Origin of the sequence: Lentilactobacillus raoultii, from assembly GCF_900411375.1 — a bacterium.
Classification (GTDB): Bacteria; Bacillota; Bacilli; order Lactobacillales; family Lactobacillaceae; genus Lentilactobacillus; species Lentilactobacillus raoultii.
Genome location: NZ_LS422984.1, coordinates 598,034 through 612,534, shown reverse-complemented (window position 1 = coordinate 612,534; position 14,501 = coordinate 598,034). Strand labels below are relative to the sequence as shown.

At 42.5% G+C, this 14,501-nt stretch carries 10 protein-coding genes and 1 pseudogene; 7 read left to right on the top strand and 4 right to left on the bottom strand.

Translation table 11 applies throughout. The features are described from left to right. Positions 1-25: 25 nt before the first annotated feature. Positions 26-2,248, bottom strand: coding sequence for a S8 family peptidase (locus ED605_RS04510; RefSeq protein WP_121977692.1), 2,223 nt, complete (start codon positions 2,246-2,248; stop codon positions 26-28). Continuing rightward, on the bottom strand, positions 2,241-3,290 hold the full coding sequence (locus ED605_RS04505; RefSeq protein ID WP_121977691.1) for an ATP-binding protein: 1,050 nt from the start codon (positions 3,288-3,290) through the stop codon (positions 2,241-2,243). The genes ED605_RS04510 and ED605_RS04505 overlap by 8 nt, the downstream gene beginning before the upstream one ends. Before the next feature lie 157 nt (positions 3,291-3,447). Here ED605_RS04505 and ED605_RS04500 point away from each other — a divergent pair, with 157 nt between their 5' ends. Next, the gene (locus ED605_RS04500) at positions 3,448-4,632 is read left to right on the top strand and encodes an MFS transporter (protein ID WP_121977690.1); all 1,185 of its coding nucleotides are present in this window, start codon (positions 3,448-3,450) and stop codon (positions 4,630-4,632) included. 18 nt (positions 4,633-4,650) lie between these two features. Here the strand turns inward: ED605_RS04500 and ED605_RS04495 are convergent, their stop codons facing one another. Further along, positions 4,651-5,589, bottom strand: a complete 939-nt coding sequence (locus tag ED605_RS04495; protein ID WP_121977689.1) for an alpha/beta hydrolase — start codon at positions 5,587-5,589, stop codon at positions 4,651-4,653. A gap of 348 nt (positions 5,590-5,937) precedes the next feature. On the opposite strand from ED605_RS04495, the gene ED605_RS04490 reads away from it, so the two are divergent. Beyond that, on the top strand, positions 5,938-6,774 hold the full coding sequence (locus ED605_RS04490; protein ID WP_121977688.1) for a DegV family protein: 837 nt from the start codon (positions 5,938-5,940) through the stop codon (positions 6,772-6,774). 57 nt (positions 6,775-6,831) lie between these two features. Here ED605_RS04490 and ED605_RS04485 read toward each other — a convergent pair whose 3' ends face one another. Continuing rightward, complete coding sequence (locus ED605_RS04485) at positions 6,832-7,263, bottom strand: Panacea domain-containing protein (RefSeq protein WP_121977687.1); 432 nt, start codon at positions 7,261-7,263, stop codon at positions 6,832-6,834. 640 nt (positions 7,264-7,903) lie between these two features. Between ED605_RS04485 and ED605_RS04475 the strand changes: the two genes are divergently transcribed. From ED605_RS04475 to ED605_RS04445, 5 genes and pseudogenes are all read left to right on the top strand, one after another. Then, complete coding sequence (locus tag ED605_RS04475) at positions 7,904-9,487, top strand: BCCT family transporter (RefSeq protein ID WP_121977685.1); 1,584 nt, start codon at positions 7,904-7,906, stop codon at positions 9,485-9,487. Between the two features lie 182 nt (positions 9,488-9,669). Further along, positions 9,670-11,418, top strand: coding sequence for a choline/carnitine O-acyltransferase (locus ED605_RS04470; protein ID WP_121977684.1), 1,749 nt, complete (start codon positions 9,670-9,672; stop codon positions 11,416-11,418). 1,388 nt (positions 11,419-12,806) lie between these two features. Continuing rightward, positions 12,807-13,382 (top strand): annotated as a pseudogene (locus ED605_RS14930) (CPBP family intramembrane glutamic endopeptidase). A gap of 281 nt (positions 13,383-13,663) precedes the next feature. Continuing rightward, a complete protein-coding gene (locus ED605_RS04450) occupies positions 13,664-13,969 on the top strand; it encodes a type II toxin-antitoxin system CcdA family antitoxin (protein WP_121977680.1) in 306 nt (101 codons plus the stop codon). A gap of 78 nt (positions 13,970-14,047) precedes the next feature. Beyond that, positions 14,048-14,347 (top strand): CHY zinc finger protein, encoded by a 300-nt coding sequence (locus ED605_RS04445; protein ID WP_121977679.1) that lies wholly within the window; start codon positions 14,048-14,050, stop codon positions 14,345-14,347. The last annotated feature ends 154 nt before the right edge of the window (positions 14,348-14,501 follow it).

The following is a 14,501-nucleotide window of genomic DNA, read 5'->3' as shown; positions in this document are numbered from 1 at the left end:
GTTAGTTAACCTTTGAATAGTTTTCTTAATCAAGTTTAACATCTTGCTCAGCCTGATTATAAATCTCAAGTCTGGTTTGAACATTGATTCTGTTAACCAACCAGCCTCTTAAACCAGCTAATTGAATGAAATCATCAATTCGATTGACGCCGTTAATTTCTTTCAACGTGATAACAACCCCAAACTTAGTATGATTACCATCACGAGAATTCAATCGTTCCTTTGTCTTCAAACTCAATGCCCACATTGAATTTTGATACACTTTTTTTGGCCGAGCATTATCCTTCAAAGTTTCACTAATATGCTTCACATTATCCCACTTTCTAAAAAGTTTACGTGCATCCTCTTCGTTAAGAAAGCTTGGTGTCCCATCACTTTGATTATTTTCGTTAATGCTAAAGATTTCACCATTATCTTTTATTCGACCAAAATACAAATCAAGCTCTGTGTTTGTGTAATCAACCCCTTGATTCCGGGAACACTTTGGAAAATAACATAAAGTTGCCTTGGCTTTAAAGGGCTGCATTCCTGAGACAATTGGAACTGGAATATTGTAAGTATACGTATCATATAACTCCGACGTCCCCTCAATCACAAATTTAATCTCATCATCGTCACTATGGAGAATATCTTCTATTCGAACTGGTACCACTCCATTACCACGCAATGCCAATAGTCGATGATCGGGTTGCTTTTTCCACCCAATAGCAGCATCAATTAACAACGCTTTGGCAACTTCTCTACTCAATCCTAAAACGTCAATCATATATGATAATTTCCTCGCTAACCAAGGGGCAGAGAACGACGTCCCTAAAACAAAATGTTCTCCCATTGCGTTAACAGTTCGCATAGGAGTCCTTTGATCACCACCATAATAGCTTAGATCCGGCTTAGTAAAAAACGAGAGGACAATTCCTTGTCTGGAATAGGAAGCTGGTTGCTTTTCACTGTCGACAGAGTTAACTACTAAAGAATTAATCGAGTCAGCTGGTGCGCCGATTCGACGCAAGGGATCGTCTGAGTTCCGATTGGTTCCTGCAATGACAAAAATGACATCATTTTCATACTGGATTTGATCAAGGACGGCCGCCTCAGCCGAAATGAAGTTTTTGTTAACTTCCAAATTCGATCCCAATGAAAGGTTCCAAACGTGAATTTCAGGGCTACTAACAACCGCTTCCTTAATTGCTCGAATAATTGAAAATGAGCTGAACTGTCTGCCTGTCGCAACACCAAAATGTTTAACCTTAAATCGACCACACCCATCATCCAGTGACGGATTGATTGTTGGCCCGTCCACAATAATTGAAGCCACTTCAGTTCCATGATTATAGTCTGTCGAATCCGGCGTAATATTTGGATCAATCATTTGAGTATAGGTTACCCAATCGTGAAAATAAACCCGTTTATCAAACAAAGTATCAATTACACCAATTGTAGGTTGATCACTAGGAGAAGGGATACTGATTTGAGCGGAATAATCAGCTCCAACAGAATGACTTGGGGCTAGCTTGGAAATGTCCTCCGTTGCCATTGCAACCAGATAGGGTGCCTTCTGCATTAATACTGCAATTGAATCCTTATCTAGTAGAGCTGTTCCGTCATCCAAAACCCGCTCGTTATAAACCTTAATACCAATGCGACTTAAAAGCGTTTTAATCGATTCTCCCGTATCATACAAAGTTACAATAGCGCTTTGCTGTTCTGGCATTGTTGCTTGTTCAACATCAAATTTCTCAACGTAAAAGGCATCAGCAACATATCTTTGAAATATTGATTTGGAAATTGAATATTTCTTAAAATTGACTGCTTTAAAACTAGATTTCTCATTAAAAATTTTAGCAGTTAAGTGTCCTGAAAAATAATCGTTTAAAATCAAAATCGTTTTTTGGGCGTTGAGAATCGTTTGATCGACTACAGGATCTGATACAAAGTACGTAATAATGTGCTTATGATCATTACTAAACTTAGCACCAACAACTTCTTTGTTAGGAGATTGACTGTGGTCACTAAAAAAGCCCTTCATTCGATTACTCTTGGCAGCAACTTTTCGATAATAAGCACTTATCAGCATTTTAGGCAATAATGACTTATTTTTCCAAAAGTTTTGCATCGCTAAAAGATCATCAATCAATGATTGAAGCTTTTGGCTACTAACTTTGGCATTTTTAGGAAGTTTGGGTGCCCCACCACCACCACTTCCCCTTTTCTGTTCAAATCTTCCTTTAAGCGTTAAAACATCATTCACCTGTCGCACCTCTTAATTCTCTAGCAATTTGACTTTTGGAACTTCCTGTTAACATAGCAATTTCCCGAACCGTAAACCCTTGGGATCTCAGTTTAGTTAAACTTAACTGGCCATTTTGATGATGAAGTGTTCGATACAGTCGGGATAAGTAATCATATGGGTTTGTTAGATCACTAAATGCCAAAGAAACTTTGATGAGATTTTTTAATTCACCGGGATTAGGAATTTGAGGCGATGTGGTGACTATTTTTCGAAATAATTTAATGTCTCTGCCAGCATCTTTGAAGCGTCTCAAATCCGTTGTCAGCATCCCTTCCGCAATGTCCAGTAAATCCTGTTGAGTATATCGGTCGAAACTAATGACGCTGTCAAAGCGACGAATGAAAGCACGATCAAGTTGATCAAATAAATTAGTTGTGGCAATAATGACCACCTCTTCATTAACCTGGTCAAGTGCCTTTAACATACTGGATGTTGCCCGACCCATTTCTCGAATATCATGGTCATCAATCCGATCAAGTGCAATTGCATCGATTTCATCAAAAAGAATCACCGCACTTGACGGATTTGGCATTCGATTAATTTCATTAAAGACTGCCTCAATATTTTTAGCTGTCTGTCCCATTCGGCTATCAATTAATTGATTGAAATCGACAAGGTACAAATGTCTGGAAAGCAACCGAGTAACCTGCTTGGCAGATTCTGTTTTCCCGGTTCCAGGTGCACCTTCAAATAAAAACTTATGAATGCCAACGTGATGGTTAACAGCGTTAATAATTCCTTTAATATCTTCCAAAATTGGCGTTGGTAAAGGTAAAGACGTATTTTCAATATTAACCATTTTAACAAAATGACTTTCAAACGAAAAAGTTTGGGGCACAAATGTATTTGCATCTGAGAGGAAGCTCATTACATACTCTGCTAATTGATGATCGCCACTTTCGTCAAAACTGCGAGCAACGTTATTAGCAGTTGCTCTAAACCGCTGTTCATCTTTATCATAGTGATACTTGATAAGGTTGAGGATGTCTCTCTTCTTCACGTTCTATCACCTCGTTCAAAGTTTAACACACTCTGGGACAAAATAATAATATGTTGGGACATTTTTTAAAAATACCTATTTTCTCCAGCCCCGCTTGGCTTTACGATTTTCCAATGATACCATGGTTATTAGATTGTTTTTATTTGGAGGGGTATTTATGTTAAATCGACCGCGGCGAACAGCGTTACTGACGCTGGGGATTTTTTTGATTGGTGCTAATTTACGGCTGCCAATCACCATGATTCCGCCGCTTTTACCGGAACTCAAAGCGACACTTAATTTATCAACCAACTTTGCCGGCTTGCTAACCACGATTCCATTATTAATGTTTGCCATCATCTCACCGTTAATTGCCAGGTTGGGTAACCTTAAGGGAAATGAGTGGAGCTTACTGCTATCAGCATTTGTGTTGATGCTTGGCAGTTATTTACGGGTGATTCCCAACACGCTGGCGTTAATGGCCGGGACCTGCCTAATTGGTGCCGGTATTGCCGGTGGGAATGTGTTACTGCCAGCCATCATTAAAGATCGCTTTCCCACTAAGATTGGGGTCATGACCAGCCTCTATACTGTTTCAATGGGGCTAATCGCTTCACTTGGGACCGGCTTATCCGGGCTATTGGGCACTAAAATTGGTCTGTCCAAAACAATTAACGTTTTTTCGACAGTCGGCCTCTTGGGATTTCTGGTCTGGGGGTTGGCTTTCTGGACATTAGCTGATCGAAAGGCCAATCAGTCGGTTCAACACCACCACATCAAGATTTGGCGAGCCAAACTATCTTGGCTGATCGCACTGGTCTTTGGAATTCAATCCCTACTTTATTATTCTCTGTTAACCTGGTTACCATCCCTGTGGCACGCCGCCGGCTTCTCAACGATTGCTGCCAGTAACTTAGCCACCCTCTTTCAGATTAGCGGGATGCCAATCACGTTGATCACGCCAATTGTTGGCATGAAAAAACATGGTCCCACCTATTTAACTTGGGGGATCATGTTAGGCTTTGCCTTGGGCGCTTTGGGCGTCCTATTAGGCGGCGACAATTTTATTTTAAACGCCGGTTCTTCAATCATTATGGGTGCGGCTTCCGGTGGCGCGTTTGCCATTTGTATCGTTTACTTTCAAATCAAGACCAGTAATGTCTTTGAAACGGCCACCCTTTCCGGCTTTGCCCAGTCATTTGGTTACGTCATCGCGGCGGTTGGCCCGATTCTTTATGGTGCCATTCAAAGTGTCACGCAATCGTGGACGCTGATTCTAATCATCACGATTGTGTTAACCTTTGTGATGTTCATGAGCCAATTGATTATTAACCATAGTCAGCCGTTATCGGCAAATAGCTAAATCAACTAACTGTTAACGTTACTTGGCGCCCCAAAGGTAATTGATGATCGTTTGTTGAACGCGATGATTTTTGCTTTCCAAGTATGGATGTTTGGCCAAGCGACCATGAAAGCCCCGCACCTGATAGCTGGCCACTTGATCTTTTAGAATCGACCCCAGCGATAATGCTGAAGTGACGGTGACCGTGCCGTCAGAGTTGGTGCCGTTCTCGACATTGCCATAAATATTGAGAATATGGGCTTGACGAGGAAATTGACGCCGATGCTTCATTAATAGCTGATATTCTGGGTGCTTAATTTTAGGTTGGCCATTGCGTAACAGATGGTTTTGGCCGGCGCGATCATCCCAAAGCCGACTCAACGCCCCACTGGTTGGCTGATCCCACTTATGCCGATTTAAAATGCCATCGTATGGACCAGCAATTAAAACCAATTTATTCACCCGGGGCAGCTGTGGCGAATTACCATCCCGCTCACTTTGAATCGTTAAAGCATACGCCCCCATGGAATGACCAATGGCGTTATACTGGGTCACGTGATAATGACGTTTTAGCATGATTAAAACTTTGTGAAGGGCAGCCGCCTCTTTGAATTCACCCATATAAGCGTTTGGAAACTTAACCAAAATTTCCGGTGACTTTTTCGGATGCCGCGGTAAGTGACCGTACATGACGACCTGACCAGATGGCCCGACATAGACGTACAACCCTTTTTGAGCCACTCCTTGGCGAATGGCCTTTTTGGCCAACGGCATTTGCGAATGCAAACCGGCACCCCAACCATGAACAAACAGGACCGGAGTGGTCGAGTGATTGGTAGCGGTAGTCTTTTGCTGGCTGGTGGGCCGATCAAGCGAGTTTTTTGATAGATACATGAACATCCCCAGTACCAGAATCACAACAATCGCACCAATGGCCATGGTCCAAGCAATGAGTCGTTTATTGCGTTTTGTGATCATTTAAAGTATTCACCTCGACTGTTAGTTTTAACCAACTAACTTGTTAGAATCATTTTAATCCCCAGAACCATTTTACGGGACCTAAGCCGTTAAAATATACCAAAAATTTACGTTCTTAAACAAATTGTTAACTATAGTGGCCAAATTATTTAACAAACGTTAATTTCATAAGTTACCTATTAGTGAAGGGTCAACTAAACCCTTTGCATGGGTAATTTTTAACCCGCATCGTACAACCATCTTATTTTCGGCATTCAAACGACACAATTATTGTGATCACAGCTTGAATCTTAGCCGGTTTTCCCCTACTATTTAGGAAGTACATTAATTTAAAAAGGGGTCTCACACATGATCCATATTGTCACGGATTCAACTGCTCAATTAACCGAGCAGGAAATCCAGGAAAATCAGATTACAATTGTGCCATTGGAAGTCTCATTTGAAGGTCAACACTATCGTGACCGCGTTGATATTAGCCGAGCTGAATTCTCTCGTCGTTTGGATACCCAAGCCGATACGGTCTTCCCAAAGACCAGTCAGCCATCCGTTGGCCGCTTTTTGGAAGCTTATCAGGCGATTATTAAGCCTGGGGACGCGATCATTTCAATTCACATCGGCTCTGTTTTGAGTGGCACGGCCCAAGCCGCCCAGATGGCCGCCGATCAAATTCAAGCGCCCATTTCGGTCATCGACAGTGGCTTAACCGATCGCGGCTTGGGATTTGTCGTCTTAAAAGCAGCTGAATTGGTTAAAACCGGTTTGGGAATTGACGATATCACGACCCAGTTAAAAGCTTATCTACCACAAATTTCGCTGAACTGCTTTGTCAACAGTCTGGATTATTTAGTTAAGGGTGGCCGAGCCAATCGAGCGGTTGGGTTCATTTCATCCCTGGTCAAGCTAAAACTTCAATTGGTGATGGCCGACGGTAAACTGGAAGTTGCCCATAAAGCCCGGGGTGAAAAGGGCATGCGAAAACTACTCAAGCAGGTTGTCGATCAAATTGTCGCCAACCCCAAAGTTAGTCGAGTTGGCCTTTCCTACGTCGATAGCCACGCCGATACGGATGCCATTGAAGCCACGTTGAAGCAAGCCCGCCCTGACCTGGAAATCGTTAATGAATTAACCAGCCCCACTATCATGACCCACGTTGGACCACGGGGACTGGCAATTATTTATGTATAAAATTGAAGGGCTGTCCCAATGGTGTTAACACCTCTGAGACAGCCCGTTTTTTACTCATTATAGGCCACCGTAATAGTCTTGCATCAAAAGCTCAGGAATCACTTTGTTAGATCTGGATCCCAAGGGCAAGTCCCCCCGTGTTTCTTTCCATGGTCTTTCCTTATGTGTTAATTCGCTTAAATATATGGCATTTTTGTTCCCATAGAACTTAATCACGGCATTCATCGTCTCTAATTCATCTTCATCAAAATCCCCTTGATAATCTTTCAAAAAATCATTTGAGATAGAAAACTGGTGAATGTGCGTCTTGTACAAAGCTGGACAAACCGGTCCATTAGCCCATGCTTCAAAATCTTCTTTAAAGAGTGGCTTACCATCCCACACTAACGCCCACGATTGGCAATAGTAAACCAACTTTTCCAGTTTCATCGCAGTTAGATCTGGACAATGTTCAACCACATATCGTGCAACGTTTAAAACACTGTGCATTTAAGTTTGCCTCCCAATTTAAAATTACCACCCTACTGTTAACTATTATAATGCTTCTTTATTTATTCGTACACAAGTTATTAACCTTTAAGGTGATCTTTCATTTCAAGCAGTAACAAGCTTGCTACTATTCATCTACTTCTTATCAAGCTAAAATTGCAGCTAACTTTGTCCAGTGAAAATAGAGGTACCCGTAAGCCGATAGAAAAAATGCAACAACTTTTGAAGCAAGCCCGCCCTGACTTGGAAATCATTAATGAATTAACCAGCCCCACTATCATGACCCACGTTGGACCGCGGGGACTGGCAATTATTTATGTATAGGTCTAACCAGCTAGCCGCCTTGATAATTACCAAGTGGTTATCAAGACGGTTTTGTTTTACCATAAATTTGATACGACTATCAAGTAAGAATTCAATAATTGGTTATTTATTATATCCAAAAAATAATGCTCGCAAAGTCCTTATTAAACTAAGGAAAGACCACTATTCGTGCCTTATGGTCCCTAAAATAATCTCAAACTAGCATTTAAATGCTTGATAATTTTTAAAACACCCGGTAAACTAAGTACGTAATATTTAGAAAGCGCTTTCATATACTTCTTCGTCACTCAATTAATTCAAGTTTGGGGTGAATTTAATGAAAACCTTCATCCAAAGAAAAAATTTTCTTTTTTGGGCTTCGATTATTTTTACTGGTATCTTTTCAATTTGGGCAGTTGTCAGCCCAACCGGCATGACCGCAGCACTGTGGTCGTTGTTGGGGCAATACAACTCAACGTTTAGCTGGTTTACCATGCCATTACCCGTGATCCTACTAGTCATCAGTTTCTATCTGGCCTTCAGTAAATTTGGCAAAATTAAGCTTGGTCAAGCTGATACCAAGCCGGAAATGAGTACCTTTGCCTGGATCGGCACGCTGTTTACAGCCGGCATCGGAATTGGGATTGTTAATTTTGGGGTAGCGGAACCCCTCGTTCACTATTTACAATCACCGGTCGGCATCTCGTCTGGCATCTCACCGGCTCAAGCAGCTGAGAACGGCATGAAATATAGTATGTTCATCTGGGGCTTGCCGGCTTGGGCCATTTACACGATGGCCGGCCTGGTCATTGGCTACTTTGCTTATTACAAGGGCAAAAAATTCCTACCTGGTGAACCGATTGCCGCCGGTTTTTCGGATAAGCATTGGGCGGTCAGTGTGGCCGTCCTAGCCAATATCGTGGCAGCTGGTGCAGCAGCCCTGACGATTGCGGCCCACATTGCCATTGGGATTTTTCAAATTCAAAACGCAGTCAAGTCGGTTAGTGGCTTCAATATCTCTTCGGATACCGGATCGATCGCGTTACTACTGATTATGTTTGTTATTTACACGTTGGCAGCCATTTTACCAATTCAAAAGGGCATGGCCACTTTAGGGAAACTCAACACAATTGTCGCTGTCATTTTAATGATCTACGTTTTTCTAATCACTAATTCAACCTTAATCATGCGGTTGGTTACCCTCAATATTCGCCACGCCTTTCTTGACGTTTTCTCGGTTGGTTTCACGACCTTCCCATTCTCCGATCAATCCTGGTTTAATTCCTGGCCAAACACGATTATGATTTGGTGGTTCTCGTGGACGCCGTTCCTGGGAATCTTCATTGCCCGAATTTCCAAAGGTCGAACGATTCGCCAGATTGTGACCATGTCAATCTTAGTGCCAACTTTCTTCCTGATTCTGTGGTTCAGTGTCTTTGCCGGCAACGGCTTTTGGAACGCCTTCTTCGGCGATGGCAAAATCATTCACTTCATTGCCAATAACCCGGAAAATGTCTATCTGTCCTTCATCATGGTCTTAAAAGAACTGCCGGGCTTTGCGATTACCGGACCCATCTTCCTGATTCTGGTAATCGTCTTTCTGGCAACTGCTACGACGTCCGGGATGATTTCACTGAGTATCATTACCAGTAATGGACCGGAAAATGCACCCCGCAACCGGATTGTGCTCTGGTCAGTCTTGACCACAATGATTGCTTTTTCCAACATTGCCACCGGCACGTTGGATGGCGTTAAGGCCGTTGGGGTGATCATTGGAATTCCATTCATGTTCTTCGTGTTGCTTTCAATTTCGGGGATGTATCGTCAAATGAATTTGGATTACAGTAAAAATCTCTTAACCGCCGCCGAGAAAAATCAGAAACTCATTGACAAGTTAGCTGACGGAAAGAAGGAATCATGATGCCAATGCTCATCTTACTCGTATCGAAATTGGTCCCTAAGGAAAACTTTCCTTTAGATAAAAGTTTGGCCAACCAGTCGATCGTCGCCAACCTCATCACCTCAATTCTCATTATTTTGTTCATTACCCTAATCTCGTGGATCGTTTATGAAGCATTTGACCGTAAAAAGGAGTGAGTGACGATGATTCAAACCAAATACACGACCGATTTAAAATCACAACTCCCCGCTTTACCAGTACCGGAATTGAGTGCCACCCTAACCCGATTGGTGGATTGGATCACGCCATTACTGACCGCAGGCGAATTAGCCGATTTTCAAAAACTGGTGACTCAATTTAACGAAACCGATGGGCCGATTCTTCAGCAGCAACTCCTGGAATTGGCTAATCGAACGGATGGCAGCTGGCTGGCCCCAATCTGGGAAACCAGCTATCTGACTGACCGTCAGCCACTGCAGGCATCGGCTAACTTTGCCTTTACGGTCAGCCCTGATGAGATTCCTGAGAAAACAGCCCCCGCTCACTTGGCGGCTGAAATCATCACCCGATTAACCAAAGTTTACCGTGACTTTGCGACCGGTCAAGCACCCGTCGAACACTTTCGAAACGACCAACCAATGGATATGAGCTATTACTTGAATTTCTTTAAATCCATGCGCTTGGCCGAAGTCAATCAGGACCATTTTCATCAAGGTGTTCCGGAGATTGCCAATCAAACGGTCGCTATCATGGCACATCAGGCCCTCTACTTTTTACCTGTCACCGACCAAAACGGTGAGCTGATTGCAACTTCAACGTTGGCAGCTGAATTGGCTGGCATTTTGGCCGATCAGCCAACTAACGATGTCTTCCCTGGCGCCTTGACAGGTCTTGAGCGTGACACTGCGGCCCAGCAGCTCACCGATCTGTTGGCCACATCGCCAAATCAACAGCTGTGGGCGAAGGTAGCTGACGCGCTGTTTTCACTGAGTTTGGTGGCTGCCCCAACCGATCAAGCTGGTCATCTTAAGGAAACGTTGTTGGACACTTATAATCGGTTTGTGGATAAGACGCTTCAAGTGATCGTCTACAGTGACAACCAGGTTGGCTTTGCGATTGAGCACAGTCGCGTCGACGGCGTCCCGGCACTGAATTTAATCAGTGAAGCCATGGCCGGGTTAACCGACCCACCAGTAACTATTGAAAAAGTATCTGTCCCTGCCACAGAATTTTCTATCACACCAACACTTGCCAACCAACTGAAAGCTGATCAAGCCGCCACTCAAGCAATTGCGGATCGAATTGATGTTGGCACCGCTGTCTTCAATCAGTTTGGCAAAGCCCAACTCAAAGGCCATCACGTCAGTCCGGATGCCTTTTTCCACATCGCATTGGCGTTAGCGATGTATCGGCTGACTCACAGTTGGCACAGTATTTACGAACCGGTTTCCATGCGGCAATTCTACCAGGGTCGAACTGAAAATGCCCGTAGTTTGAGTACGGAAAAGAAGCGCTTCGTTTTGGCATTTGCTGCCAACCAGCCGGCCGATCAAGTTCGTCAATTATTTGAAGAAGCCGCAAAAGCTCACGTTCAACGAATCAGCGACGCTCAAAAAGGTTTGGGCGTTGAACGCCACTTGTTGGGATTGGAAACTGTTTACCACAAGGATCCGGAAAAATTGCTGGTAGCGAAAGCGTTGTTCACCAGCCCACAATTAGCGAAACTACGTACCGATTATCTTTCAACGACCTCAATTCCCTTCCCGGTGATTCAGGGGCTGACCTTTGCGCCAACTTCAGCCCATGGCTATGGCGTTTACTATGGGATTCTGCCAAATGAAATTCGCCTGTCAGTTTCCAGTTGGCAAGGTGAAGCTTTGACGCCCACCGATTGGTTGCAGGCCATTCAACAGAGCTTGGTTGATCTGATGGCATTTTTGGATAAAACCTGAATAGTCTCAAAGGTTGACGCCATAACAAGAGCTGAAAGAAATTTCGCCACAACAACAAAAGGAACCAAATCGGCTTGGAAAAACTGATTTGGTTCCTTTTATTGTATTAATTATGCAGGAACAACTTTTATATACAAGTTGAATGCGGACGGCCTTTAACAATAGTCTTCCTACTCAACCTAAAATAATCATAATAGAAACAACCTTGGGATCGCTAGGCTAACAGCTTAGTTACACTAGGGTTGTAGATTCTTGCTAATAAATAAACTGGCATTTAATTCCAACATATATTAATAATTTTGGTTGCTCGTGCTTGCTAGCAACTGTATAATAACAACATGGTTAAAAGCGATGGAGTTGCTCCCGGACCTTTTGGCCAAGTGAGTACCGGATACACCACCACTCTTTTCAAAAACTTACGACAAACGGAGGTGGCGGGTATCCGAATTGGAAAGACCTGGAGAAGTCGGGATGGACCCTTGGGTAGCCGATTTTATCGGTTTGTGCTATGGCATACTTTTGTTAGCCAAAGCCTACCATGAAATCAAAAATGACTAACCAAGTAGGTTAGCCGATTTCCCAGTATCCAACTCACGATTGAGAGCATCGGAGTGCCATCCGGTACTCTCTTTTTCATGTGTTTATAATATCATATCGAATCTACAAAAACAATTCAGCAAGGTTTGAAAAATAAATAAACGATTTTCTGACTGAGTCTTAAGTTAATAAGCAAAAATCAGATCATGTTCATCTTCACCCTGAGCCAAAAAAATGGTACGATTCATCTGTCAGTTAATGCTGCGAGTACTTTTAACAGACCATTGTCCTCTTCAGAAAGCAATGCGCCCGCTTCATAAATTGCAAGCTTTGTTAAGCTCCAATGAAACAGTGATGCAAAATCGTTTCGTGTTAGTCCAAGTTTTTGCCGCAAGCTTGTAATCTCCGCTGGCATTATATGATGATGCTTTTCACGATAAACATTGAACGCCTGTTGAATTGCCAGGTTATCAAGTGATTCATCAAATAGCTGTTCACCACTTTCCGCATCAAAACGGGCTTTGGCAGTGATTTTAAATTTTTCACCACGAATCGTGTAGTTTTCTTGAATTAATTTGATGACTGTTTTGGCGATGGTAACACCTCCATTCTATCTTATTAATCATAGCAAACTACCATTGTCTTCAACGATAGCCTTTATCGACTCTTTTAGCACCTAATTAATTATACATGGCAAATTCCAATTGGATCAAAAGAAGTGTATAACAAAAAGCATAATACAAAACTGGGAGCATCATTTCTTGGATAAAATTAATTCTGGTTTCAAACCATATCGCACTTATTGGGCTGCTATTTTAGTCTTCTTAATTTTTCAATACAGTAATCTGTACATGTCCAAATTTGGATTGCTCAATTCACCAAGTCAAAAATTTCTTTGGGGGATCTCCGCTGAACTGATTGAAGCCGTGATTGTGATTTTTTTGCTAAGAACTGAGCTTAAAACGGATTGGCAACAACTCAATCATAGAAAATTGCTTTTCGGAGGGGCTGTCTTAATCGGATTTATTTCAATGATCCTTTGGGATGGAGTTTATAACAACCCTTTTTCAATGATTCAGAATGCAAATGACCACGTGGTAAGCAATTTATATTTATTGCATCCCGTTATCGCACTGTTTTTTGGATCAATACTCGTGCCAATTGTCGAAGAGCTAGTCTTTCGAAAGAGCCTGTTACGGATACTCACCAACTTATGCCATTCAACGATTGTTGCCATTATCCTCTCGAGCTTCCTATTCGGCATCGCTCACTGGAACTTCACGCAAGCTTCATTGTTTAGTCAAGCTGAACTATAGGGGATCATTTTGAGAACTGGTATTGGAATGATTTTGGCTGTCGTATACCTAAAAAGCAAGAGCATTTACAGCACCATGATCCTTCATGCTATCTATAATCTTTTATTGTAAAGCAGCTACTCTTTAATCGCTTTTTAAACATTTTCCACAAAACTCTCATTACTAGGTTAGCTTATCAAGAAGGTTCAACCATGCCCACCATTCATAGCGTCGAACTGGTTCGATCAAAGACCTCTCGCCGCTTTAGCGTATCTTTTAATTCATAGTGGAATAAGAAAGGAAAATTGAAATGTCAAAAAAACGAATTGTAATTTATCCCGCCATTTTTAATCCTGAACCGGATGGAAGTGCCATTAATGTAACATTTCCAGATATACCAGAAGCAATCACATATGGTCGTGTATGGTCGTGATGAAAAAGAAGCCGTATATTCAGCGAATGAAGTCTTAGGGTTAGTGTTGGCTAATCGCAGAAACCTACCTAAGGCAAGTATAATTAAAGACGTTTCACTTCCTAAAAAAGGCGATTATGTTGTTATGATTACCGCGGATTTAGAAGCTGCTAAAAAAGAAATCAAGGTGGCGACTGTTAAAAAGAATACGACTATTCCTGCTGATTTAAATGAAGAGGCAATGGAGCGTGGAATCAATTTTAGCAAAGTGTTGGCAGACGCTTTAAGGAAGAAGTTACGCGAATAATCATTTAAAGCTAGAGACAAGCCAGCATGATCAATTAAAATTTTCGTTACTACGTTAGCTCATCAAGGAGGCCCAACTATGCCCACCATTCATGGCATCGAAACCGATCAAGCCGGCCGCTGTCGCCACTATCACTCAGAAAACGACATCGCCGGTCTCAAATGCGCCCAATGTCAACAATATTTTGCCTGCTATCAGTGTCACGACGAATTGATGGATCACCACTTCGTACCTTGCGACAAGGAGGACGCGCCTGTTATCTGCGGCGTTTGTCGAAAAACACTCACCTTTAACCAATACAAACTGGGTGCATGCCCATTTTGCCACCACCCTTTCAATCCAAAATGTGCGCTGCACGAGGCCATTTACTTTAAGTAATCAATACAATCCAAAAAGGTTCCGCAAAACTGACGGCGTCTCACATTCATCAGTTTCACGGAACCTTTAAATTAGCCCGGTTAATTTAGACCGCCCATAACCCCATAAACAACAAGCTTGCCCATCACAGGTCCATTCAAGCCAACCATCATCA